We start from the raw sequence: 24,845 nt of genomic DNA on the forward strand, positions 1-24,845 counted from the left end.
AACCGCGTCGGATCGCATCGGGATCGAGCTGGGATCGGGCCGGGAAAGGTCCGGGAACGTCCCGGGGCCGGGAGCATGCCCGCCGCCGATACGACTTACTCCGCCTCCCAGTGCACCCGGTAGCGGTGGTGCTCCCGCGTGATCCGCCACGTGAAGCCGTACGGCGGCGGGGGCGGGATGACGGCGTCCGGCGGGTATGCGGTGACCGTCAGGCGGGACGGGTCCACCGGCGGCGCCTCCTCGACGCGTTGCCGGAGGACGTCGGCGGCGTTGCCGTCGCCGTACCCGATGACGCGACCGTCGTGGACCACCGCCAGCCCAGGCCCCTCCGGGCCCTCCGCGTCGAAGAGGCCCCAGGCCACGTGACCGCCGTGCCGCCCGGCGATCAGCAGGGTGCGCGGATCGGACAGGCTGAGCCCCCACCAGCAGCGCTCCGACAGGCGCGGTGCGCTGCCGAGGTCGGTGCCGCCGGTGTCCGTGAGCGTGCGCACCATCTCGATCTGCTTGGCGGACAGGCCCTCGCCGATCACCGCCATGCCCTGGCCCAGCATGCGGCTGTGCGGGTCGGCCGCGTGGGGGCCGCGCAGTTGCAGGAAGCCGCACTGCGCCACCGACGTGCTGTGCAGCAGCTCCCCCTCACGCCGCATGGCCACCGACAGTTCGAGGCCCGGACGCAGCCAGAGGGGGGCGACGAGCACGCCGCCGTCGGCGAGTTGGGTGCGCCATGCGGGCGGCAGGTCGTCCACGCCGACGGTCGATTCGAGACGGTCGTACGGAGCGGCGTCCGGTACCCCGAGCCAGCCGTCGCCGCGGCGCAGGTCCAGCGGCGTACCCTCGCCCGGTGCGAGGTCCGCGAGGCGCGCGGCGGCCGAGGCGAGCAGGCTGTCGTCCACCTCGATGCTGGTGACGCTGCCGCGCGGCCCGGTGAGCTCGGCGAGCAGGGCGGTGTTGTAGCCGCTGCCGGTGCCGATTTCGAGGATGCGGTGGCCCGCGCGTACGTCGAGCTGTTCGAGCATCAGGGCGACCATCGCGGGCTGGCTGACCGTGCTGATCGGCGACCCGTTCGCATCGGTGGCGAGGACCACCACCCGGTCGGCGTAGGCGTCGCGCATGTCGGTGTCCGGGGGAGTGAACAGTTCGCGCGGGACGGCGTCCATGGCGCGCTCGACGTCGGGGGAGCGGAGTTGCCCGGTGCCGCGCAGCCCGTCGAGCAGCCTGCGGCGCAGCCGCGCGGCCACCTGGTCGCGCGGCCGCAGGTCTGCTGGGTCGAACTCCTCACCGGATTCCACACCGGAGTTGTACCCGCTACAGGAGACGCGAGCCAGCGGGCGGGCACGTACCGGCCACCGGCGAGCGGCTGGGTTGTGCGGGCGCGGGTGACGGGAGTGGCGCAGGTGGACGGTGGGTTCCGTGGGGAGCGGTGCGGGGCCTCCACGGGCGATCGGGACGCGGCGTCAGAGGCGTCGGAGCAGAGCGGCCTTGGCGGCGGCGAACTCCGCGTCGTCCAACACCCCGTCGCGGTGCAGGTCGCCGAGTTCGCGGAGGCGACGCAGTACGACGTCGGGGTCGGCGTCGGCCGGCCCGGGTGGGATCGGGGCGCCGGCTCCCAGGGCATGGGAGGCACCCGGGGCGAGCGCCGAGGGGGCGTCGGTCGGCTGGGGTGCGTTCGGGTGCGGGAGGCGGGCGACGACCGCGGCGGCGAGCACCGCGCTGGTGCCGCTTTCCTTCTTCGTGCCCCACAGCAGCAGGCACGTCGGGTCGTACTTGGGCTGCGAACTGCCCGGCGGCGGGTTCCCGACGCGGAAGCGGAGATGGCCCGAGTCCAGGCCGACGGCCGGGTGCCACTCCACGGCGACGATCTCGGACAGCGGAATTCGCTGCGTGCCGGTGGCGCGCTTGCGCTCCTCGGCGATCCAGTTCCATTCCAGGCGTACGGTGTCGCCGTCGAACGCGACGCTGCCGTCCTGTCCGTTCGCGCCGAGCGGCACCTGCGCCGCGGGCAGCAGGTAGCGGTCCAGCGGCGAGTCCGGCACGGATTCGAGGGTGAGCGAATCACGTACCTCGTCCGCGAAGTACTCGGCGGCGCCCGCCCAGTCGTTCTCCACGGTGAGCTGGTACGGGTCGGCGTCGTCCGAAATACGGCCGCCGCACACCTGGAGGAACGGGTCGGCGCCCTCGCGCAGCCGCATCCGCAACCGCCCGCTCTTGCGCCCGGCCTCGAACGAGACTCCGGCAACCGCCGCCAGCGGCACGGCGATCTCGCCCACCACTTGGCGCAGCCGGTGCACGCCCCGGTCCCGGCCGGGGACGATGCGCACCGTGTCCCCGTCGAACGTCCACGTGCCGTCCTTGGTCCTCAGCTCTGCCACGCGGACGATCCTACGATCCCGCTCCGGCCGGCCCGTTCGGTCTCCCGCCTGAGGTCTCCGTTCCCGACCGCGGGCGCAGGTCTCAGGCGCGCCGCAGCGGATTGCGGGGCAGCCGGGCGCGCCGGTGCTCCTCCGCCTCGCCGGTCGGCAGGGTCGCGTCGGCCGGGTCGCCGATCTCGACCAGGCACACGCCCGGCGTCGGCCCTCCGGCTCGCCCTCCCGACGGCGCGTCCCCGGAGTGCGGCAGGGTGATGTCGTCGAGTGCCCGCCCGAACTCGCCGTCCAGCGCGCCCGCGACCGCCACGCCCGACTCGGGCCACGAGGCGTCCGGAGCGCCCGTCCGCAACAGGAACCGGTCCCCGGGCGACGTCGGCACGGCCAGGGCCGGGACCCGCAGGGTCTCCGGGTTGAGCACGCCGATCGGCGGCTGCGCGAGCGGTTCGGCGACCGGCCGGGCCAGGCCGCCGCTGACGTGGACCGGCGTCGCGCCGCCGCGGTTGACCACCGCGACCAGCCCGTCGGGGCGGTGCTCCAGCAGCACGATGCGCGCCAACTCCTCGGCCCCGCTGCGCTCGTCGCGCAGGCTGAGGTCCATGTGGTAGATCACCCGCGCGAGATCCGGCTCGTGGTCCGCACCCGTCCGGAACGCGTCGAGCAGCCGCGCCGCGACCGCGAGCCCTCGTGCGCCGCTCGCCGCGACGTCGCCGAACAGCACGCGTGTCCCGAAAGCCGTGGCGGCGGCCCCGTACACCAGGCGCGGCGCGGTCGGGCCCTCGTGCGGGGGCATGCGCGCGGCCAGCCGCATGCTGCCCGTCTCGGCGGTCGTGGTCCCGACCGGTCCGCTGCCGGGCGCGACGGAGCCGAGCAGCCGGTCGGGGGCGTCGAGGAGGGCGAGCATGGGCGGCACCTTTCGTCGATGGGTCGTCTGTCGGCGTCGGTCGGGACCGGGCCGTGGGCCCACCCGGCACAACGCGACAGGGCGGCTCGGGAACGCTCCGCCCTGTTGGGACCGGCCTTCCCAACCATTCTAAAAGCCACATAAATGAACAATAAGTACGCGGGGTGTCACGGTGCGGATGAATGCCGGACGTCCGGCACGGGGCTGTCGTCGGTGGCGGCGGCGAGCCGGGCGTCCGCGCACGGAGCGTTGCTCAGGGGTGTCGCTCACCGAGCCTCGCTCACCGAGCGTCGCTTGCGGGCGTCGCTCAAGGGCCTCGCTCACGGGTGGCGGCGGACCACCAACGCGGCCACGTCGTCGTCGCCCGGGCTCGCGCCGAACTCCGCCAGGTCCACACGCAGGAGTTCCAGCAGGTCGGCGGGGGATTCGGTGATCCACCCGCGCACCCGCGCGGCGAGCGGGTAGAAGGAGCCGTCCGCGCCGCGGGTCTCGCTGACGCCGTCGGTGTAGAGCAGCAGCCGGTCGCCGGGGGTGAACGGCACCGTCTCGACCGCATACGCGTCGGGGGCGTCGGCGGCCCCCTCCGCCAGACCGGACAGGTTGACCGGCAGCAGCGGCGACACCGGTTCGACCGCCGAGACGGCCCGTCCGCGCATCAACAGGGGGGCGGGATGCCCCATGTTGAGGACGCGCGCCACCGGCCGTCCTTCGGGGATCTCCATCAGCAGCGTCGTCGCAAAGCGTTCGGACGCGTCGGACACCGGCGGCTGCTGCGTGTAGCGCGCCATGCTCAGCTCCATGCGCGCGACCAGCGCCGCGAGGTCGGGAGCGTCGTACGCCGCCTCACGGAACGACCCCAGCAGCACCGACGCGACCTCGACCGCCGGAAGGCCCTTGCCCTGCACGTCGCCGAGCACCAGGCGCACCCCGTACTCGGTACGCAGCGCCTCGTAGAAGTCGCCGCCGATGCGGGCCTGCGCCTGTGCCGCCACGTACAGGACGTCGAGGTCGACGTCGTCGAGGTGGCGCGGCAGCGGGCGCAGGACCATGCTCTGCGCGGTCTCGGCCACCGCGCGCACGTCGGAGAGGTCGCGTTCCTGCCGCTGGCGCACGTGGCTCGCGTACGCGGCGGCGAGCGTCACGACGGCGATCACCACCATCGAGTTGAACGCGGGCGCCTGGTAGTGGGAGCCGCGGTCGTACCCCAGCAGGATCTGGAGCAGGCACGCGAACGCCCCGATGGTGACGGTGCCGACCACGCCCCACGTCGCGGCGGCGAGGGCGGGGGCGGCGGCCAGGTAACGGTCGAACCGCTGCGTGCCGGGTGTGACGACGTCCACGGCGACCGCCATCGTGAGCAGCCCGATCGGCGCCCAACGGGCGATCTGCACCAGCGGGTTCCCGCTCGCGCTGCCCTCGTCGTGGCGGGAGCTGAACATCCGGAAACACTACATTTGATGCTGTTTGCTCCATCGGACGACACGGCCGGACGCGGGACAGTTCCCCTGACCGAGGCGCCTGGTGTGGACAGATGGCGGAGGTGGTACCGGCCGGTGGTACCGGCTGTTGTGCCGACCGACCGATCAGCGGCTCCGCGGCGGAGACGGCGGCGCCGTGCGGCGTGCGGAGCCGTACAGGACACGAAGGGAGTGAAACCGGTGCTCTTCAAACGGGCCGTCCTGGACGGCATCGCCGCCGGCGACATCGACCTGGTCTTCCGCACCTGGGACACCGAGCGCGTGCACGCCGGGAGCACGCAGCGCACCAGGATCGGCGTGCTCGCCGTCGACGGCATCGAGGAGGCGGACCCGGCCGACCTCACCGCCGAGGACGCCCGGCGCGCCGGGTTCGCCTCGCTCGACGCGCTGCGCCGCGCGGTGGACGCCCGCGAAGGGACGCTCTACCGCATCACCCTGCACCTCGCGGGCGAGGACCCGCGCATCGCGCTGCGCGAGGACGTACCCAAGGGCCGCGACCTCGACGCCCTGCGGGACCGCGTCGCCCGGATGGGGGACTGGGCGGTGCCCACGCTGGCGATGATCGCCGCCCAGCCGGGTGTACGCGCGGTTGATCTCGCGGCCCAGGTCGGCAGGGAGAAGCGGAGCTTCAAGGCGTCGGTACGCAGGCTCAAGGAACTCGGCCTGACGGAGAGCCTGCCCACGGGCTACCGGCTGTCGCCGCGGGGCAAGGCGGTGCTCAAGGCGTCGACGCGCGGCCGTTGATGCGCGTGCGCGGTGATCGCGGAGGCGGTGAGCACGGGGCGGTGAGCACGGGGCGGTGATCGCGAGGGGCGCTTTCCGGGGTGGCGACACGTGTGTGGGATGCACAGGTGTGACGGATGTGTGCTGACGGTCGGCCCCCTGAGGGGTGACCCGCCATACCCGCAAGATGGCGGCACGGCGGTGCTGCCTTCTTCTGGCCCGTCGGATAACGTGCGGGCACCCTGCCGGGCGTCGTGTCCGGCCACGGCCTCGGGAGGAACCGCCTTGGTCGCGCCTCGACTCGGTGCGCGGGGAGCCCGTGCGGCGTCGGCGATGCTGCGCGGTGCGCTCGCACTGCCCGCGCCGCTGCTGCGCCCTTTCGCCGGACCGCCGGTCCACACCGACGACGGCCGCGAACTCCCGGTCCCCAGCCGCGTCGTCATGCGGCTGATACAGCGCAGCATGCCCGCCGGCCTGCATGACCTCGCGCGCCTGCGCACCGACAGCGAGCGCGGCGGACCGATCCTGGCCGGCAGCGAGGGACGCGACCTCCGCGTCGGCGACCTCACCGTGCCCGGCGCCGCCGGGCCGCTCCGCGCGCGCCTCTACGAACCGCCCGGCAGCCGCGAGCCAGGTCCGCTGCTCGTGTTCTTCCACGGCGGCGGCTGGATCCTCGGCGGAGTGGAGAGCCACGAGCCGGTCTGCCGGTTCCTGGCCGCCCGCTCGGGCGTGCGTGTGTTGTCCGCCGACTACCGGCTTGCCCCGGAACACGGGTTCCCCGCGCAGTCGGACGACGCCGTCGCGGTGTTCCGGCACGTCACCGGCGACCCCGCCCGGTTCGGCGCGGCACCGGGGCGCATCGCGGTCGGCGGCGACAGCGCCGGCGGCAACCTCGCGGCGGCCGTCGCCCACGACGCGCTCCGCACCGGGAGCACCCCGCCCGCCTGGACGCTCCTCATCTACCCGGCCACCGACCTGCTCGGCGAATACGCCTCCCGCAACGCGTACGGCAAGGGCTTCGTCATCGACACCGAGACGTGGACCGGCAAGGGCGGACTCATAGCGTCCCTGGTGCCGCACGGCGAGGACCCACGCCTGTCGGTGATCCTCGACCCGGACGTGGCCGGACTGCCCCCGACCTACATCGCCACCGGCGGCCTCGACCCGCTGCGCGACGAGGGCGAGGCGTACGCCGAACGCCTGCGCGCCGCGGGCGTGGACGTCACGCTGCGCCGCTTCGACCTGCTCTTCCACGGCTTCGCGAGCTTCGCCTGCGTGGAGCGCCACTGCGGCACGGCGCTGGGGGAGATCGCCGCGGAGGTGCGGCGGGCGATGGCGGTTGCCGGGTCCGCGGCGACGGGGCCCACTACGGCACAGCCCGCGGAAGACCCCGGGGACGGCGCCGGCGTCGTGGTCTGATCCGCGTCAGAGCAGGGAGCCGCGCGTACGGTCGATCACCGTCGGGCGGGTCGTGCGCGCGCTGATGCGGTCGAGCACGGCCGCGGTGTTGCCGCCCCTGGCCGCCGCGTACTCGTCCTCCGTGAGCGCCGTGACCTCCAGGAACGTCACCGAGCCGTGTGGCGTGTCGATGACGCCCAGGTCCGGGTCGACGGCGAAGGCCAGTGCCGCGAGTTCCGTCGCGGTGTCGGCGCCGAACGTGCCCGGCGCGACGTGGATCGTGTGGCCGGGTGCGAAGGGCCGGTTGCCGACCACGTACCGGGCCAGCACCTGGAGCAGCACGGCCGCCCACATCGGCACGCCGTCGTCACTGTCGTCGTCGCCGTGGTCGGCCACGCGGACACTGAACTCGAAGCCGTAGCCGGACACTTCCGGTTCGTCGCTGTCTTTGCCGTACAGCTCCGACATCCCGAAGCCGACAAGGTGCCAGTGCGGGACCGGCTCCTTGCGGCGGTACAGGGAGATGCCGTCCAGCGGGTCCGGGCCGCCGAGCGCGTACGGGACCTGGGTGCCCAGGTGGCCGTACGGCTCCACATCCCCGTACACGCGTTCCAAGGCCGCCTCGATCGCCGCCCAGCCGGGTGCCTCATCCATGAGCAAGAGCCCTACCAGTCTCAATTCCGATGCCGCGCATGCCGACACGCCCGCTCCGCGTCCCCCGTGGGCGTCCGGCCACCCTAGGTCGCCCACCTGCCTGTCGCACGGATCGGGCGCAACTCCAAGGGACTTCCCTCGCACCCGCGGCGACGGGAACGCGGGCGCGGGGAGATCGGTAGCGTGGCCGACGGCACCGGAAACCACACACGAGGCAGGGGATGGGTCATGCCGGAAGAGCGAGCCCGAACGCAGGAGCTGCACGCCGCGGTCGCGGAGCGCGTCCGCCGTGACTGGGGACTGGAGCTGCCGGAATCCCTGTTCCGGTACGACACCTTTCTCGGGTCCCTCGACCAGGACCAGGCGCGGTTGCTCCGCGACATGGAGCTGCGCCCCTTCGGCATCTCTGACCTGTTCGCGGACCCGGACGCGCAGCCGAAGGAGGAGGGCGTCGACGTGCGCGCGCACGGGCGCTTCTACCGCGACCCGCCCGAGTTCCTGACGTTCATGCACGGTGGCTCGGACGGGCTGCACTACGGGCTGTGGTTCGAGGACGGGGAGACCTGCGCTCGTGTCGCGTCGTACTACAACAACGACGCCGGGGAACTGGACATCACCGCGTCGACGCCGTTGGAGGCGATCCGCGCCCGGCTCGAACTGTTCGTGCGCGACGCGCACGACTACCACGAGGGCGAGGAACTGGCCGAACGCCTGGACGAGTTGTCCGGGCTGCGGGACGCGGTGACCGCGTTCGAGACCGGCGACCGCGAGCAGGTCGGCGACAAGTACTCGCGCAAGTACACGTTCGCCTGGCCGCCGATCCTCCACGACTGCGCCACGACCCTGGACGGCGGCGGGGCGCTGGCCGACGGCGAGACGGTGCTGAGCCGGCAGCCGCAGAACCGCACCGACCTGGGCCGGTTCGCGGGCCCGGTCCACGCGATCCTGAACGACGCCGACGCCCTGGCCGCCGCGGTTCAGGAGGCCCGGCGGCGCTGCGAGGACGGCGACCCGGCGGAGGCGTTGGCGCTGGGCCGGGACCTGCACTGGACGTCGGGCTTCCAGGAGGAGCGGGAGGCGTACGCGCATGACCTCCTCACGGCGGCGTACGAGGCGTTGGACCGGCCTGCGCTCGCGGGTGTCGCGGAGGCCCACTACCGGCACCGGCAGATCAAGAGCGTTCAGGTGATTTGAGGCGACGTCCAGGGTCCGTCTCCGGAGCCGGCCTCCTGGGACGGCCTCCTGGGACGGCTCCAGGGACGGTCTCCAGGGATGGGCTCGGGAGCCGACGTCTACTCGCCGTCGCCCGCGTGCTCGCGGGACGGATCGACGACGTGGACGACCGGTGCCGACTCCTGCCCCTTCCGGGCCACGATCGCCAGGGCCCTGCCGTCCTGCGACCACGCCAGGCCGCGGTCCATGAGGCGCTCGCCGGGCGGGAGGCGGTACGTCCGAGGGTCGCGTCCGGCGTCGGGGGCGTGCACGTACACCGACGTGCCGTCCGCGCCCGCGGTGCGCACCCCGGCCGCCAGCCAGGTCCCGTCGGGCGACGTCGCGACCGAGTTGGGGGACCGGCCGGTACGCCACGCACCCGCGCCGCCCATGTCCTTGTCGGCGCGGTAGGCGCTCACGTGGTCCTGCGATCCGGCCGCGGTGTAGAACAGCGCACCGTCCGCGCCGACTGCCAGGTCGGTCAGGTTGCTCCCGCCGCGGTCCTGCCGTCCCTCCTCGGCGAGCTTGCCGCCGTCGACGCGGTAGACGCGCACGTTGGCCGGGCTGATGTGGGGCTGGCTCGCGACCACGCGCAGCGCCGCGCCGTCCCCGCCCTCGGCGAGCAACGGCGCGCGTTCGAAGCGGCGTTGGTCCTTCTCGGGGTTGCCCGGCTCCGGGGCCTGGTGGCCGTACGTCGGCACCGCGGGCTCGACCGACGTGTCCAGCCTGCCGATCTCGCCGGTCCAGGCGTCGCACCCGTAGCCGAACCACACGTCGGAGCCGGAGCGTACGAGGTGGGTGGGGCAACTGTGCGGGGTCAGCGCGTACCGGGCCCGCTCGGTGAGCGTCTCGGTGTCGATCGCGGAGATGGCGTCGCCGGCGGCGAGGGCGACGTACAGCGTCCTGCCGTCCGCGCTCAGGACGAGCCCGGACGCGCCGAGCTGGTTCTCCAGCACCTTCTTTCCGCGGCCGTCGAATCCGACCGAAATCACCTGGTTGGCGGCGGCGCCGGAGGAGTAGTAGACCCGCTTGCGCGCGGCGTCGACGGCGATGTCGCCCACCTCCGCCGCGGGTCCCGAGGGCGACGCGGCCACCGCCGGAACTCCCAGCAACGACAAGCCGATTACCGCACCGACAAGCCCTGATCTCACAGCCATCGAACGCTCCCAGCAGGGGACAAGCGGCACCAACCGCGTTGCCGGAATGTGAAGCCGCCCGGTACCCGCCGCCCGGGCGGATTAAGCGCGTTCCGTGCCACCCGCATTTGCCGCGTCATCCGCTTCCCCCGTGTCACCCGCTTCCCGTGTCACCGGCGCCATCCGCGTCATCCGCGTCGTCGGCAGTGGCGGCGAGCCAGCGCTCGATCGCGGCGCGCGTGAAGGGATCGGTGTACGCCTGCCCGGCCGTCCGCGCGCCGTGTTCGCGCAGCCGCGGGACGCGCTGCGGGTCGCGTACCAGGACGATTTCCACGGAAGACTGGCCCTCGTCCCCGCGCACGACATTGCGGCCGTCGGCCGACAGCATCACGAACCCCGGGTGGCACCAGCCCGCGCCGAGCGCGCCGGAGGCCGCGCCCGCGCCGATGATGTCCCACGGTTCGTCCAACCCGACGCGCGCCCACCACCACACGCGTCTGCCGTCGTCGTCCGTACGGAGGACGGCCACCAGGAAGCCGCCGTCGCGCGCCGCGGCCGAACCGCCGGCCGCCACCAGCCCGCCGTCCGAACACAACCGGTGCCACTCGGCGTTGCAGCGGTCGCGGAGATGCGGGTCGTCGAACTCCACCGACACGGCGTCGAATCGGCCCTCGGGCAGGGGGAAGTGCCCGGCGAACGCCGCCGTCGTGGGCGGGATGAGCGGTACGTCAGGCGCCACCATGCCCAGGAACCGCAGTCCCGCCTCCGCCAGCGGCCCGGTCCGCCAATGCTCCGCCATGATCCGCGCCGCTCCGCTTCCGCCCGCTACCCGGGCCCTGTCTCGTCCGCGCGCTCCGGCGCCTGAACGGTCGTCGCTGCGGCGGACGGCCCTGTACGTCCACCGGTCCTGCGCAAGCCGCCGACGCGACCCCGGCAGAGCCTACGACCGCGCCGTCCACCCGATCGGCACCGACCGGCACCCGGCCTTCCCCGTCCCTCCTACCGCTTCGCCCACGGGTAGGGATTGATCTGGTTGTAGTTGTGCTTGCCGTCCTTCGTGCGCCCGGCGTAGCCGATGTTGCCGTCCTTGTCGACCAGGACGCGTGCCTGGCTCGTCGGGTCGCCGTTGTCGTAGATCGAGGCGTTCTTCCAGCGCTTGGACGCCCGCGAAGCGTCGTGGGCCTGGTAGACGTCGGGCCTCCGGCTGCCGGCCGGACCGGTCATGCGCTGCCGGTAGTTCGGATCGTTCACGATCGCCGTCACCAGATCGTGGATGTCCTGCGGCGTCTCGTAGAAGGCGGTGTTCGCGGCGCTCCTCGCGGACACCGCGTCGTACGAGTAGTTCGGGTCCGGGGTCCACTGCGCCCCTTTGCAGTTGTGGACGAGTACCGGGGCGGAGCCCACCAACACGTAGTAGGTGTGCAGTTCGGCGACGGTGAGGTTGTGGACCTTGAGTCGCCGCTGCTCCGTGGCGACGGCGGTGACCTGGACGTACGTCCCCGCGGACGTCCGCAGCCAGTCGCCGGCCGCGAGTTCGTCCGCGCGGGTCCAGGCCTTGTCCGCCTCCAGCCAGAACGGGTGGTTGCCGGTGACCTCGATCGTCGCGGTCCGCGAACCCTTGTCGGCGTCGAGGTCGACACCGACCCGTACGACGTCCTTGTCGCCCTCGCTGCCGTGCGCCGCGGTGGCCGTACGCGGGCCGGTGACGCCCGACACCGGGTCGGTGGCCAGGACGCGGTCGCCGGGGCGTACCTCCTCGATCGCCTTGGCGGCGCCGTCCGCCATGAGCACCGGAGTGCCGGGCGCGAAGCTGCACTTGGACGCGCCGCCCGAGGGGCCCGACCCGGCGAAGCTCATCGAGTTCGTGGCGCGCGGGGCCGCGACCGGGGCCTTGCCGCTCCCGCCGCCGCCCTTGCCGCCCCGCTTGCCGCCGGGCAGGACGATCGGCAGGTCGGCCGCCGGGATCTCCAGGTTCTCCGCGACCTGGGTCTGGATCTCCTCCGCGACCAGGTCCTTCACCTCGTCCTTGACGGCGTCCTTGACCTCCTGCTTGAACTCGCGCTTGACCTCCTTGAGCGCGGCCTTGCCCCACTTGCCCGCCTTCACCGCGGTGGCCGCGTACCCGGCGCCGGGGACCGCGGAGGCCAGCGACAGGGCGGCGTCCTCGTAGTTGCCCTCGGCTGCGTACCACGCGGCGTTGGCCACGTCGGCCACCTCGCCGACCACCGGGATGGTCCCGACGATGTCGAGGACCGCGTGCCCGAGCGCCGCCCAGAAGTGCCCGTCGATCTCGATGTTCGAGATCGGGTTGCCGCCCGCGAAGGAGTAGCGGTTGGCGGTCCACGGATCGGCGCCGAGGTTGAGGTCGGAGAGCGCGCCGTTGTACATGTCGCGCGACAGGAACTGGTTCAGACCCGGGCTGTAGCTGCGGAAGCCCGCGTCGTACGTCTGCGAACCACCGTCCCACCGCATGGAGTTGTAGCGGTACGCGTTGAACGCCTCGGTGCCGTCCGGGTTCCCGGCGCCGGAGGGCTTGTCGGGGCCGGAGAACGCGTCGGGGTCGTCGCTGCCGTAGGCGGTGTAGCCGTACGTCGCCTTCGTGTCGCCGTTCTGGTCGGTGACCGCCTCGACGTCGGAGTGCGGGCCGTAGCCGAAGTACGTCGTCTCCTTCGTCTTGTCCGACTCCGACTTCGGCTTGGTCTGCGACAGCCGCTCGCCGAACGGCCCGTACTCGTACTCGGCCTTCGCCTCGCCACCCGTCTTCTCGGCGACGACCTCCTTGCCCAGACCCAGATACTCGAACTCGGTCGTCTTCGCCGGTCCCGACGCGGGGTCCGCGGTCGTCTCGGTGCGCCGGTCCAGCGGGTCGTACCGCGACGTGGTGACGGTCGGCTCGCCCGCGCCCGGCACCGCCCACGCGCGGTGTTCGGTCACCCGGTCGAAGCCGTCGTACGTGTACTTCTCGCTCGGCGAACCCCCCTGCGCAATACGGCTCAGCCGGCCGAACGGGTCGTAGGTGTACGCGAAGGCCCCGCCCGCGCCCTGCACGGTGGACGACACCAGCCGGTTGCGGTCGTAGGTGTACTCGGTGGTCTTCTTGGCGATCTCCTGCCACACCACGTTGTTGCCGGCGTCGTGCCGGTACGACTCGGTGGTGTCCTCGGCGTCGGCTGCGCCCGTGCCCGCGCCGCCGGACGTCTTGACCACCTTCTCGACCCGGTTGCGAGGGTCGTACGTGAAGGCCGACGTGCGGTCGACGAACGCGCCCTTCTTGTCGGCGTTCATCGTGCGCGCGGCGTCCTTCGCGCGGTTGCCGTCCGCGTCGTAGTCGATCTCGTGCCGGGCGACCAGGGCGCCGCCCTGCTTCTTCTCCTCGCTGGTGAACAGCAGGCCGTCGAGGTGGTACGCGTTCGCCACCTTGTTGCCGTTCGCCTTGACCTGCGACTCCAGGCGGCCCAGCAGGTCCCACGTGAAGGTGGTCGTGCGCGGCTGCGCCCCCTGACCGGTGCCCGGCGTCGTGGCGGTCAGCGCGAGGCCCCGCGGGTCGTACTCGTAGGCCGACTCGGCGCCGTCGCGGGTGCGCTTGCGCAGGTTCCCGTTCTCGTCGTAGGCGTAAAGCGTCGTGTGGGCGGGCGTCTCGCCGCCCTGGAACTCCCGGACCTCGTACGGCCGTCCGAGCGCGTCGTACGCGGTCGCGAACCGGCTGCCGGGCCCGCCGGGCGTCTTGTCGGCGACCTCGACCTGGTTGCCCTCGGCGTCGTAGCGGTACTCGAACGTGTGCACCGGCGGTTCCGCGGCCCTGCCGTGGGAGGTGGAACTCTCCGTACTTGTACCGGCGTTCGCCGCTCCGGCTCCGGCTCCGGCTCCGGCCCCGGCCCCGGCTTCGGCTTCGGCCTTCGCGGCCGTGTCCGCGTCCGCCACCACGCGCACCGCGTCGGCGACCAGGTCGCCGTCCGCGCCCGCGGCGGTCAGCGTGACGCGCGCGTCGCGCTCCTGCGGCAGACGGAACACCCCGAGATCGACCCACCGCCCGCGCTCGCGCGCCGCCTCGATCTCCTCCAGGGTCCGCCGCAGGTCGACGGACGCCTCGGCCGGGCCGCCCTCCGCGTCGACCGTGTACCGCGCCCGCACCGAGGCCGTCGCCGACGCGGCCACCCCCGCCGGGACGTACACCGCGACCTTGTACGCGCCGCTCTCGCCCTCCTTGCCCGGCACCGGGAGCATCCACGAGAACTCCCCGGGACCGGACGCGAGCGCGTGGGCCCGCGCGTCCCCGCTCCATGCCGAGTCCCGCGCCAACGTCGGCCACGCGCCGGTCGCGGTCGTCCGCCCGGCGTCGGCGTCGTCCGACACCGCGGCCGTCGAGGCGGCCGGAGCACCCTTGTCGGTACGGGATTTCAGCTTGCCGTCCGGGTAATACTCCCAGCCCATCGTCCGGGTGTTGGCGCCGTCGCCGGTGATCGTGCGGGTGAGCTGATTGCCCATCACGTCGTAGGTGAACCGCGTCTCGATCTGCCACGGGTCGACGCTCGACCGGACCCGTCCGTTGTCGAAGTAGTCCGTCCGCGTCACGCTCGGCTCGCCGCCCTCGCGCGACGGCGGCGCGATCGACTTCACCAGGTTGCCGACCGGATCGAACTCGTAGCGCATCTCGTCGCGCTTGTTCACGTGCGCGTGCCCGGGGTCGTACGGAAGTACCGTGCGCACCACGCGGTTCAGCGCGTCGAACTCCGATTCCCCGGTCAGCGACGGCTTGTTCTCCGCGATGGCGCGCGGCGACCAGACGCGCGTGGGGTTCCCGGCTTCGTCGTACTCGTGGCGCGTCACGCGGTATTCGAGCGAGCCGTCCGGCTTCTTGCGGTGCGGCACCCGGGTCTCGACCAGCGCGCCGCGGGCGTCGTAGCGGGCGAACGACTCGGTGCCGTACGCGTCGGTGCGCACCGTCGCGAGTCCGTCGCGGTCGTACCGGATCCGGCTGGTGGCGCCGACGGCGTCGGTGGTCTCGATCGGGCGGTGGACCAGGTCGTACACGGTCGAGCTGGTCGGCCGGGCCGAGCCGCGCGCGTTGGCCAGGGGGTCGGTGCCGGAGACCGTGTTGCCGACCGCGTCGTACGCCATGGTGCGGCGTCCGCCCAGGGCGTCGCGCGTCTCGACGATGCGGTTGAGCTCGTCGAAGAACGCGAAGTTCGTGTAATCGTCGGGGTCGGCGGTCTCGTTGCCGCGCGGCGTGGTCGCGCGGACCGGGTTGCCGACCGCGTCGTACGCCATCGTCGTCACGCGCCCGGGCCCGTTCGGGTCGTCGCCGGGGGCGGTGCTGGTGACGACCTGGCCCATCTCGTTGTACGTGCTGGTCCGCACGGCGCCGTTGGGGTCCGTCGAGCGCAGGACGTTGTCGTCGGGGTCGTAGACGGGCGGCGGGGTGACCGCGAAGACGCCGCGGGCGGTGTCGATCGGTGTCTTCGACGCCAGCGGGCGGCCGCGGACGTCGTAGGTGCGCGTGGTGGCGTGCCCGAGCGCGTTGGTCGCGGTGAGGGTGTTGCCGACCGCGTCGTACACGAACGTCGTGCGGTGGCCCAGCGCGTCGGTGATAGTGCGCGGCGAGCCGGTGGGGTCGTGGTCGGAGAAGCGCGTGCCGTTGCCGCGCGCGTCGACCGCCTCCAGGAGGCGCCCGGCGGAGTCGTAGGTGTTGCGGGAGGTGAAGTTGCGTTTGTCGTGCCGGTCTTCGGCGTTGCCGCGCGGGTCGGTGACTGAGGTCAGGTTGCCGAACGCGTCGTACCCGAAGGTCCAGCGGCGGCCTTCGGGGCTGACCTTCTCGACCAGGTCGGCCACGTGTCCGTCGAGGTGGGTGCGGTACTTCAGGCCGGTGGACGCCGTGTCGCCGCCCTTCGCGTTCGCGAGGGCGTCGGTGATGGTGAGCGGGTTGCCGGTCTTGTGGTCGTACTCCCACGTCGTCAGGGCACCGTTGGCCTCCCGGAGTTCGCTGACGTTGTTGTCGGAGTCCCAGGTGAGGGCGGTGACTTCGCCCTTGGCGTTGCGGGCGGCGACCGGGCGGCCGAGGGCGTCGACGGTGTAGGCGGAGACCCGGCCGAGCGCGTCGGTGAAGGACATGGTGCTGCCGCCGCGGTCCGAGGGTGTCCAGTCGTAGTCGGTGCCGCCGCCGCGGCGGTCGACCACGCGGCGCACGCGGTCGTTTGCGTACTCGATCGAAGTGCCGTGGCCGAGCGGGTCGTTGACGCGGGACAGGCGGGGCGAGCCGTCGGGCGAGTACGTGTGGTCGAAGCGCAGCGTGCGCTCGGCGGTGGTCCCGGCGGCGTCGGCGACGATTCCGAGCAGGCCCCTGTCGTCGTACGTGAGCTGGACGCGGCGCCCGGCGGCGTCGGTGACGGCGTGCAACTGCCCGATGAGCGCGGCGTCGGCGAGGCCGGTGCCGCTGCGCACGACGCCGGCGGCGAGGTAGGAGTAGTCGTCGCCGGGCCGCAGATAGTCCAGCGTGAGGACGGTGCGGCCGGACGCGTCGACAACTCGCCTGAGTTTGCCGGGCAGCCCGGGACCTGACGTGTCGGGGCCGACCGGGCCGGGGCCGGCCGCGTCGGGGTCGTAGTGGAAGCGCAGCGTGTTGCCGTTGCGGTCGACCACGGCGGTCTGGAGGCCGAGGCGGTCGAAGAAGAACTGAGTGCGGTCGGGGCGGGTGAACACCCAGGCCCGGCCCGGGTCCTTGCTCCCGGTCGGGGCCAAGTGCAGGTGTACGCCGGGCGGGTGGTCGTAGCCCCAGCCCGCGGGGTCGTCGGACCCGTGCCGGTTGAGGCGGAACACGTGGGTGGTGCCGTCGCCGTCGGTCAGTCGGACCGACTCGGCGTGGCCGAAAGCGGAGGCCGCACCCGGCTCGAACACCAGCGGCGAGCCGAGCCGGGTGAGCGTGGACGCGGCGACCGACCAGCCGCGCCCGGCCGAGGAGTTCGTGGTGTCGCGCGCGTTGTGCGTCACGCGCAGGAACGCGGCGGGGCCGAGGGACGGGTTGCTGAGGATGTTCCAGCCGACGACGGCGTTCCCGTCGGCGGCGTTCACCATCAGTGCGGCCCCGGCACCGAGGGGGATCTGCGCGTACTGGTGGAACTTCTCCAGCCCGAGCAGGTCGGAGGACGCGGACGCATGACGCGCCTCACGATCCGCGCCGCGCGCCTGCCGCGCCGCGCCGCCGTCCGCGGAAGTGGCGGGGACCGGCAGCGGCGCCCCCGCGGCCTTGTCGGCTGCCCGGTACTCCGGCTCGCGATACGGCAGTTCACCCTTCGCCGCGGTCGTCCCGCCGCGGTGCCGCCCTGGATCCGCCTTCCACGGGTGCCACTCGGGCCCCGGCGCCTTCCCGGCCGCCCGCGCGAACAGGCTCTCGGCGGACGCTCCGGCAGGGGCGAGCAGAATCAGCGCCAGCAGCCAGACAAGAACGGTGCGGATCCTCGCCATGGCGGAGGCCTCTCATCGTACTAACCGATTGGTTGCCCAATTCAGTAGTACAGGACCCCATCCCGGACCCCGGTCCGACACGGTCCCCCATCCGGGGGAAAAGCGGCCTATCGCGCCATGTAGGCCACCACCGCGTCGGCGAAGCGCTCAGGGGCGCCTTCGTCGTGGCGGAGGAACAACGACGGTTCGGTCAGCTCCAGCTCCAGGACGACCGGGTGGCCGTCGGGGTTCGGGACGAGGTCGACCCGCGCGTACAGGAGGCGCCGGGCGCCGCCCGGGACGGCGGCCAGGGCCTGCTGGGCGACGTGGAGTTCGCTGTCGGTGGCGGAGCGGGTGGTGATCTCCTCCTCCTTGTACAGGCCCACCTCGCTCGCGGGTCCCGTGAGCATCGCGCCCTTGCGGATCGCGTGGCTGTAGTGGCCGCCGAGGAACAGCACGGCGGTCTCGCCCGCGGTGTCGACCGCGTGCTGGTACGGCTGCACCATCACGGTGCGCTTCTCCGCGATCAGCTTCGTGGCCAGCCCTGCCGCGAGGGCCCGCTGCGCCGAGTCGGCCATGTCGTACCGCCCGGTGTTCCGCGCGCCGCTGCTGACCGCGGGCTTCACGACGTACTCGCCCGAGGTCGGAAGCGTGGCGGTGCTGTCCGGGTCCAGCCACGTCGTGTCGACCACGGGCACCCCGGCCGCGGCGAGGTCGCGCAGGTAGGACTTGTCGGTGTTCCACCGCACCACGTCGGCCGGGTTCGCCAGGCGCGGCACGCGCTCCGCCCAGGCGGTGAACTCGGCGCGGCGGCCCGCGTAGTCCCACGCCGACCGGATCACGGCCAGGTCGTACGCGTCCCAGTCCACCGCCGGGTCGTCCCACACGACCGGCTCGGCGAGGACGCCGCGCGCGGCGAGCGGGGCGATGGGTGCGGTCTCGTCCTCGTCGAGCCCGGGCAGTTCGGCGCAGGTGACGAGGGCGACGCGGGCCTTGGCGGCCTGGGGTGCGGACATGGCGTCACGATATCCGGACAATCATCCCGCATCGTGCAGGGGATGGACCGCGCGCCGCGAACCGTCCGACCCCGTCCCCACCGCAAGCGCGGCGCGATCCGGTCCGCGAAGGTCTGCGTGAACGCCGCCGGCTCCGGCACGAACTGCGCGACGACCAGATCGCGTACGCCCGCCTCGGCGATCCCGTGCGGGGGCTCGACGCAGTGCTCGATCCGCTCGGTGACGGTCGACTGCGCGGCCAGGAACGACGTCAGGCCGGGCTCGTCGACCAGCGCCGCGTTGCGCGCGGCCGTCTCCGGCGAGGCGTGGTGCCGCGAGTCGTAGACGACGCGCGGCCACTCCGCGTGGGCGGCAAGTCCTTCGTGCCAGTGCCAGTGCCAGTGCCGGTGCCGAAGCGCAGCGCCGTCACGACGGCTCCCCGCCGGGGCCCTTGCCGGTGCTCCGGGCGCTGTCCTTGACCAGGCCGAACAGCCGTTCGGCGGTCCCGGCGAGCACGCCCTGCTTGACGGCGTCCGGCACGTCGCAGTCGAGGATTTGGCCCAGAACGTGAGTGCGCCGGTAACCCAGCGGCGCGGAGTACAGATCGGTGCCGAACGCCAGGCGTTCGGGTCCGAACCGGCGCAGGAACGGCTCGACCAGATCGAACGTGTATGCGAGCGACGTGTCGAACACCAGGTTCGGCGACTGCTCCGCGACGCCGAGGGCCTGGCGGCACTGCTCGAAGTCCGAGAAGCAGTCCAGGACGAGGAACGTCAGGTCGGGGAAGTCCCGCGCCAGCGCCTGGACTTGCCACAGCGGCTCACCGTGCGCCTCGCCCATCGCGTGGACCAGCGGGACCAGCCCCAGCTCGCCCATGCGGGCGAGCAGCGCGCGGATCAGCGGGCTGTCGGTGGAAACGCCCTGGAACCGGGCGTGGAAGCTGATGCCGGCCAGGCCCAATTCGTCCTTCACGCGGGAGAGTTCGGGGATCCCGGCTGGGCCGTACATCGGTTCGACTATGCCGACGGCGGCGGCGAACCGGTCGGGGTGTGCGTCGCGGTACGCCGCGATCCCGTCGTTGACGCGGCGCGTGTCGGCGAGCCCTTCCGGGCGCAGGTACGCGTGCCCGGGGGTGACGACGGACGCGTCCACGCCGTGCCGGTCCATGGTGGCGAGCCTGGTGGCGACCTCGGGGGAGAGGGCGGGCCCGGCGGACGGGGACGAGGCGCTGCCGCCGTGCGGTTCGTCGCCGGGGCCCAGCCCCAGGCTCGCATGCACGTCGCCCACGTGGTGGTGGCAGTCGACGACCCGGAAGCGCGCCGCGCCCGGGTGGACCAGTGGTTCGGGTGTCTCCCGCATGCCGCGTCTCCTGTCCGCAGGGGCTCTGGACCGGTTCTGACGTTGTATCAGAAACCGCCGCGGAGATCCGTTGCGACGGCCCGTCGCGGAACCGGGCGAGCGCCGGGCGAGCGCGGGCGGAGGCGCCGGAACCTGTGGGGGCACGAGCCCGGGATCACGGGATCGGCAGGAGGAACGCGTGAGCAACCGCGCGGCGGGGCCGACGACCGGGCACGGGGGAGTATCCCGGCCGTCGGCGCACGTCGCCGCTCGGGGCCGCGACGTCCGGGTGTCAGGAGCCCTGGACGTCGACCAGCAGCTTCAATTCTGTGCCCGCCTCCAGGGCGGTGAAACCCGCGGCGACGTCCTCCAGCGGGATCGGTCGCACCCAGCCGTCGAGTGGGTAGGAACCGTTCACCATCCCGTCGATGACCGCCGGAAAGTCGTTGCAATAGGCGCAACTTGCGACGATGTCGACCCCGCCCAGGAAAGCCGTCATCGGGTGGAACGTCACCGGCTTCATGTACACCGCGACGGTCACCATACGTCCGCCCGGCCGGGTTGCCGCGATGCCCGCGTGGAACGCCGGCTCCACACCGGCGGCGTCCACCGACGCGTCCGCCCCTTCGCCGCCGGTGAGTTCGCGTACCGCCGCGACGACGTCCACCGAGCCCGGGTCGAGGATCAGGTCCGCCCCGCCACCGGTCAGGTCCGCCAGCCCGGCGAGCGCCGCCCGGCGGTCCGCGGACGGCTCGGAGACGATGACCCGTTCGACCCCGCGCGCCCGCAGATCCAGGTACGTCGCGATCCCGATCGGACCAGCGCCCAGCACGAACGCCGTACCGCCCGCCGGGACCTGAGCCCGCGTCACACAGTGGTGCGCGACCGACACCGGCTCCACCAGCGCCCCCTGAAGGGCCGTCAGCGACTCCGGCAGCACGTGCACCATGTCGGCGCGCACCACCGTCAGCCCCGACATGCCGCCACCCTTGGGCGACAGGCCGTGCCACGTCATATTGCGGCAGAAGTTGTACGTTCCGCGCACGCACGGCGCGCACTGTCCGCACGTCCACATCGGCTCGACCGCGACCAGCGCGCCGGGCCGTACCGCGGCCTCCGTCACCCCCGGCCCGACCTCGACGACCTCCGCGGAGAACTCGTGGCCGAGGATCACCGGGTCGGCCAGCACCTCGCGCAGCCCACCCTCCCAGAAGTGCAGGTCGGACCCGCACAGGCCGGTGAAGCGCGGCCGCAGCAGGACCTCGCCCGGGCCCGGGGCCGGGTCCGCCACCTCCTCGATGCGCAGGTCGCGCGCGTTGTGCAGTACCGCAGCCCTCATGAGCGTCCGTCCTTCCCGGTCGTACCGTCCGCGCTGCCCGACTCGCCACCCGAGCCGCCGCCGGAACCGGCACCGCCGCCCGAAGCGCCCGCGGCCAGGCGCTCGATCGCGCCGATCAGGTCCGGGTAGCGACCGGTCCGCGCGCCGCCGTCCACCCCGTACACGCTGCCCGACACGAACCCGGCCTCGTCGGAAGCCAGGAACAGCACCACGTTCGCGACCTCGGCGGGCTCCGCATACCGGCCCAGCGGCGCGTTCTCCACGTACTCCTCGACGACGCCCGGGATGTGCCAGATCCCGCCGGTCGCCTGCGTGCGGACCAGGCCCGGCGCGACCGCGTTGACCCGCACCGCGTGCCGCCCCAGCTCCAGCGCCGCGACCTCCGTCAGCGCGACCACGCCCGCCTTGGCCGAGCAGTAGGCCGCCATGCCGCGCCCGGCCTGCACCGCGTTCAGGCTCGCCATGTTCACGATCGAACCGCCGCGCCCGGCGGCCTTCATCGCCGCGCCGGCGTGCTTGACGGTCAGGAAGACGCCGTTGAGGCACAGGTTCACGATGCGCTGGAACGCCGCGTAGTCGTGCTCGACCAGCTCGGCGGAACCGCCGCCGCCCGCGTTGGCGACCGCGACGTCCAGCCCGCCGAAGCGGTCGACCGCGAGGGCTGCCAAAGCCTCGACGTCCGCCTCGACGGTCACGTCGCAGCGCCGGGCCGCCACCCGGTCGCCCAGTTCGTCTTCGAGGGCCTTCAAGGCGTCCTCGTCGATGTCGCCCACGACCACGCGCGCGCCCTCGGCGGCGAAGCGGCGGGCGACCGCCTGGCCGATGCCAGCTCCGGCTCCGGTGACCAGGGCGACCTTGCCGTCGAGGCGGCCGCCGCCGGTCGCGCGGCCCGCGACTGCGTCCGCGTTCACGTCCGCGGCACTCATGCGCCCATCCCGTCCGAGCCCGCGGCAGTACTCGAACCCGCGGCCTTGTCGGCCTCGTAGTCCTTCATCGCCTTGCCGACCGCCTGCGCGGTCTGGTCCCGCCACCGCTCCGACAGGCCCACCTGCCAGTCCTGCGACCCGACCGGCCCCGCGGACTGGCCGGTGAAGTGCGGGATCACCTCGCGGGCGATCAGCTCGTAAGAACGCCGTGTCGCCTCGGGGTCCGCGAAGTCCGCGCCCAAGAACAGGTACGCGCCGAACCCGCCCGACTTCTGCCACAGGCGCTCGATCTGACGGATCGCCATCTCCGGCGTGCCGCAGATGAACGAGCCCGTCGCGTTGCCGTGGTCGAGACGCGCCTCCAGCGGCGTGTCCGGGTCGTACGGGATCGGCAGCACCTTGGCCTGGTAGTCCTGGATGTCGCGCAGGCCGTACGCCACCTCGCGCCGCGCCTGCTCCTCCGTCTCGGCGATGTGCATCATGCCCATCAGCCGCCAGTCGCGCCGGTTGACCGTCTGCCCGTGCTGCGCCGCGACCTCGTTGGCGACACCCCAGTGGGAGCCCAGCGCGTCGAACCCGCCCTCCTGGCTCGCGGCGATCGACAGCATGCCCGCTCCGAACCGCCCGGCGGTGCGCGGCCCGGCGGGGGAGAACGTCGCGGCCACCGCGACCTCCAGCCGCTCCTGGTAGGGCCGCAACTGCAACTGCGCGTCCTGGAGCGTGAACCAGTCTGTCTTGCGGGTCACCGGCTCGCGGCCCGCGAGCAGCGCGGTGACGGCCTCCAGCGACTCCTCCATCATCTCGCGCTGGCGGGCCGTCTCGATGCCCAACATGTGAGCGTCCGAGGCGAGTTGGCCCGGGCCCACGCCCAGCATCACGCGGCCGCGCGTGAGGTGGTCGAGCAGCACCATACGGTCCGCCACGTGCAACGGGTGGTGGTACGGCAGCGAGATCACGCCGGTGCCCAGCCGCAGATGGCGCGTGCGGGCCGCGGCCGCGGCGATGAAGACCTCGGGGGAGGCCACGATCTCCCAGCCGCCCGAATGGTGTTCGCCGATCCACGCCTCGTCGTAGCCGAGCCTGTCCAGGTGCTCCAGCAGGGTCAGGTCCTGCTCCAGCAGCAGCGTCGGGTTCCGGCCCGCCTTGTGGAACGGGGCGAGGAACACGCCGAACCTGAGCGGCCACCGCCCGCCGTCGGCGACCTCCGCCGCAATCTCGTACGCCGACACCCGGGGCCTCCTGATGCTGTGTCACGTGTCACCGAATGGTGCTGTGCTCGTCGTCCACCGCCCGTGCGGCGGCTGACGCCGCGTCACAACCGATGCTGCGCACCCTTACAGGACGCGATACGCGAATCAAGAGTCGCACTATGCGAACGTTCGACGTGACTGCGGTACGCTGCGGCCAATGAGCCGACCGTCCCCGCAGACCGACCGCCTCATCGCACTGGTCGACCTGCTCGCCGCCCACCCCTCCGACGACTTCACCCTCGCCGAGATCGCGCGCGGGCTGGGCGTCGGCAAGGCCACCGTGCACCCGATGCTGACCACGCTCACGCGTGCGGGGTGGCTGCTGCGGCATCCGGTGCGGCGCACGTACCGCCTCGGCCCCGCCGTCGTCGCGGCCGGACGTGCGGCGGCGACCGGCGACACCCCCCTCGACCTCACCCGGCCGGTCATGCGCGCGCTCGCCGCCGAGACCGGCCTCGGCACCCTCGCGCTCGTACCGTGCGGTGATGCGGCGGACGCGGACGACCTGCGGGTGGGCGAACTCGTGCGCACCGGCACGAGCCGGGAGGGGACGTTCGGCCTGCGCCTCGGCGACCGGGTGCGCCCGCGCCCGCCGCTCGCAGCCGTCACCGTCGCGTGGGCGGGGCCGGACGCGGTCGAGGCGTGGCTGTCGGCGCTGGACGCGGAACCGGCCGAGGAGGGGCCGGGGAGCCGCCCGTACCGGCGCGGTGCGCCGCCCGAGTCGCCGGTCGTGGCCGAGGCCCGCAAGGGGCTGCTGCCGGCGCTCGCGGGTGTCCGGCAACGCGGCTGGGCGCTGGAGACGGTCGACCACCTGCGCGACCGCCTCGGTGCGCTGGTGCGCGACCTGGAGATCGAACTCGGCACCGGGGACTGGGACATCGCCGGTCGTACGGCGGCGCTGCGGCGCGCGATGAACGAGGTGGGGCAGGCGTTCGACCTCGCCGAGGCGCTGCCCGCGGTGATCGACCCGGACACCGAGTACCGCGCATCCTCGATCAACGCGCCGGTCTTCGACGCGGACGGATCGGTGGCCGTGGTGCTGTGCCTCATCGACCACCACGAGCCGCTGACCGGCCGCGAGGTCACCGCCCTCGGCGAACGCCTGTACGCGGCTGCGGAGTCGGTGACCCGGGCACTCGGCGGACGAGCTCCGGAACCGGTCGAGCCCCCCGCGGCAACAACCCCCGCCCCGGGCATCCCCACTTCCGGCACCGCCACGTCGGGCACCCCTGGCCCGGACACCACCACGTCGGGCACCACCTCTTCCGGCACAACCTCTTCCGGCATCGCCAGTTCCGGCACCACCACTCCCGGCAGCGCCGCCCCCGGCACCACCACGCCCGGCACCGCCACGTCGGCCACCGCCACTTTCGGCACCGCCTCCTCTGACTCAGCGACCTCCGATTCCACCGCCCCCGACCCCGAAACCATCGCCCCCTCCGCGCCGAACGAGCGGCCGCCGGGAGCCCGTTCGGCTTCCGGCGGCCGCGTGGTGCGTGGCCGCTGACCGGTTCCGCCCCGTCTGGCCCGCTAAGCGGAACCGTCCGGGCAGCGGGGGACGAGCGACCGGACGTCCCCCCGGCTGGCGAGCCATACGTCCGGGACGTACCCGGTCGCGCCGTTCGCCGCGGTGACGCGGACCCACACACTGCTGGTGCGGGACCGGCCGGACACCGGCGGGCCGTCGGTGTG

The 24,845-nt window shown here is 73.1% G+C and carries 18 protein-coding genes; 5 read left to right on the top strand and 13 right to left on the bottom strand.

What is annotated here, in order from left to right; translation table 11 throughout:
• Positions 1 to 95: 95 nt before the first annotated feature.
• From ACRX5S_RS11370 to ACRX5S_RS11385, 4 genes are all read right to left on the bottom strand, one after another.
• Positions 96 to 1,289: a hypothetical protein gene (locus tag ACRX5S_RS11370; RefSeq protein ID WP_436772724.1), complete on the bottom strand. Its 1,194-nt coding sequence runs from the start codon at positions 1,287 to 1,289 to the stop codon at positions 96 to 98.
• A 165-nt stretch (positions 1,290 to 1,454) separates the two neighbouring features.
• Positions 1,455 to 2,369 carry a DUF4429 domain-containing protein gene (locus ACRX5S_RS11375; protein ID WP_436772725.1) on the bottom strand — a complete coding sequence of 305 codons (915 nt, stop codon included), beginning with the start codon at positions 2,367 to 2,369 and terminating at the stop codon, positions 1,455 to 1,457.
• 82 nt (positions 2,370 to 2,451) lie between these two features.
• The gene (locus ACRX5S_RS11380) at positions 2,452 to 3,267 is read right to left on the bottom strand and encodes a SpoIIE family protein phosphatase (protein WP_436772726.1); all 816 of its coding nucleotides are present in this window, start codon (positions 3,265 to 3,267) and stop codon (positions 2,452 to 2,454) included.
• 320 nt (positions 3,268 to 3,587) lie between these two features.
• Positions 3,588 to 4,706 (bottom strand): PP2C family protein-serine/threonine phosphatase, encoded by a 1,119-nt coding sequence (locus ACRX5S_RS11385; RefSeq protein WP_436772727.1) that lies wholly within the window; start codon positions 4,704 to 4,706, stop codon positions 3,588 to 3,590.
• A gap of 219 nt (positions 4,707 to 4,925) precedes the next feature.
• On the opposite strand from ACRX5S_RS11385, the gene ACRX5S_RS11390 reads away from it, so the two are divergent.
• On the top strand, positions 4,926 to 5,489 hold the full coding sequence (locus tag ACRX5S_RS11390; RefSeq protein WP_436772728.1) for a hypothetical protein: 564 nt from the start codon (positions 4,926 to 4,928) through the stop codon (positions 5,487 to 5,489).
• Between the two features lie 264 nt (positions 5,490 to 5,753).
• A complete protein-coding gene (locus tag ACRX5S_RS11395) occupies positions 5,754 to 6,887 on the top strand; it encodes an alpha/beta hydrolase (protein WP_436772729.1) in 1,134 nt (377 codons plus the stop codon).
• 6 nt (positions 6,888 to 6,893) lie between these two features.
• Here ACRX5S_RS11395 and ACRX5S_RS11400 read toward each other — a convergent pair whose 3' ends face one another.
• The gene (locus ACRX5S_RS11400) at positions 6,894 to 7,520 is read right to left on the bottom strand and encodes a suppressor of fused domain protein (RefSeq protein WP_436772730.1); all 627 of its coding nucleotides are present in this window, start codon (positions 7,518 to 7,520) and stop codon (positions 6,894 to 6,896) included.
• Positions 7,521 to 7,748: 228 nt separating this feature from the next.
• On the opposite strand from ACRX5S_RS11400, the gene ACRX5S_RS11405 reads away from it, so the two are divergent.
• Positions 7,749 to 8,714 (top strand): ADP-ribosylation family protein, encoded by a 966-nt coding sequence (locus ACRX5S_RS11405; protein WP_436772731.1) that lies wholly within the window; start codon positions 7,749 to 7,751, stop codon positions 8,712 to 8,714.
• A 98-nt stretch (positions 8,715 to 8,812) separates the two neighbouring features.
• On the opposite strand, the gene ACRX5S_RS11410 is transcribed toward ACRX5S_RS11405, so the two are convergent.
• The 4 genes from ACRX5S_RS11410 to ACRX5S_RS11425 all read right to left on the bottom strand — a co-directional run bounded on the left by ACRX5S_RS11410 (position 8,813) and on the right by ACRX5S_RS11425 (position 18,321).
• The gene (locus ACRX5S_RS11410) at positions 8,813 to 9,889 is read right to left on the bottom strand and encodes a hypothetical protein (protein ID WP_436772732.1); all 1,077 of its coding nucleotides are present in this window, start codon (positions 9,887 to 9,889) and stop codon (positions 8,813 to 8,815) included.
• 133 nt (positions 9,890 to 10,022) lie between these two features.
• Complete coding sequence (locus ACRX5S_RS11415; RefSeq protein WP_436772733.1) at positions 10,023 to 10,667, bottom strand: hypothetical protein; 645 nt, start codon at positions 10,665 to 10,667, stop codon at positions 10,023 to 10,025.
• A gap of 200 nt (positions 10,668 to 10,867) precedes the next feature.
• Entirely contained in the window at positions 10,868 to 17,326 is a 6,459-nt protein-coding gene (locus ACRX5S_RS11420) for a polymorphic toxin-type HINT domain-containing protein (RefSeq protein ID WP_436772734.1), read from the bottom strand.
• Between the two features lie 107 nt (positions 17,327 to 17,433).
• Positions 17,434 to 18,321: an ATP-grasp domain-containing protein gene (locus ACRX5S_RS11425; protein WP_436772735.1), complete on the bottom strand. Its 888-nt coding sequence runs from the start codon at positions 18,319 to 18,321 to the stop codon at positions 17,434 to 17,436.
• A 42-nt stretch (positions 18,322 to 18,363) separates the two neighbouring features.
• Here ACRX5S_RS11425 and ACRX5S_RS11430 point away from each other — a divergent pair, with 42 nt between their 5' ends.
• Positions 18,364 to 18,645 carry a hypothetical protein gene (locus tag ACRX5S_RS11430; protein ID WP_436772736.1) on the top strand — a complete coding sequence of 94 codons (282 nt, stop codon included), beginning with the start codon at positions 18,364 to 18,366 and terminating at the stop codon, positions 18,643 to 18,645.
• A gap of 81 nt (positions 18,646 to 18,726) precedes the next feature.
• Here the strand turns inward: ACRX5S_RS11430 and ACRX5S_RS11435 are convergent, their stop codons facing one another.
• From ACRX5S_RS11435 to ACRX5S_RS11450, 4 genes are all read right to left on the bottom strand, one after another.
• Entirely contained in the window at positions 18,727 to 19,659 is a 933-nt protein-coding gene (locus ACRX5S_RS11435; protein ID WP_436772737.1) for an amidohydrolase family protein, read from the bottom strand.
• Between the two features lie 271 nt (positions 19,660 to 19,930).
• Positions 19,931 to 20,977, bottom strand: coding sequence for an alcohol dehydrogenase catalytic domain-containing protein (locus ACRX5S_RS11440; protein WP_436772738.1), 1,047 nt, complete (start codon positions 20,975 to 20,977; stop codon positions 19,931 to 19,933).
• Positions 20,974 to 21,903, bottom strand: a complete 930-nt coding sequence (locus ACRX5S_RS11445) for an SDR family NAD(P)-dependent oxidoreductase (RefSeq protein WP_436772739.1) — start codon at positions 21,901 to 21,903, stop codon at positions 20,974 to 20,976. The genes ACRX5S_RS11440 and ACRX5S_RS11445 overlap by 4 nt, the downstream gene beginning before the upstream one ends.
• On the bottom strand, positions 21,900 to 23,132 hold the full coding sequence (locus ACRX5S_RS11450) for an LLM class flavin-dependent oxidoreductase (protein WP_436772740.1): 1,233 nt from the start codon (positions 23,130 to 23,132) through the stop codon (positions 21,900 to 21,902). Before ACRX5S_RS11450 ends, ACRX5S_RS11445 begins: the two co-directional genes overlap by 4 nt.
• 178 nt (positions 23,133 to 23,310) lie before the next feature.
• Between ACRX5S_RS11450 and ACRX5S_RS11455 the strand changes: the two genes are divergently transcribed.
• Positions 23,311 to 24,660, top strand: coding sequence for a helix-turn-helix domain-containing protein (locus ACRX5S_RS11455; RefSeq protein ID WP_436772741.1), 1,350 nt, complete (start codon positions 23,311 to 23,313; stop codon positions 24,658 to 24,660).
• The last annotated feature ends 185 nt before the right edge of the window (positions 24,661 to 24,845 follow it).

The organism is Yinghuangia sp. YIM S09857 (genome assembly GCF_051388915.1).
Classification (GTDB): domain Bacteria; phylum Actinomycetota; class Actinomycetes; order Streptomycetales; family Streptomycetaceae; genus Yinghuangia.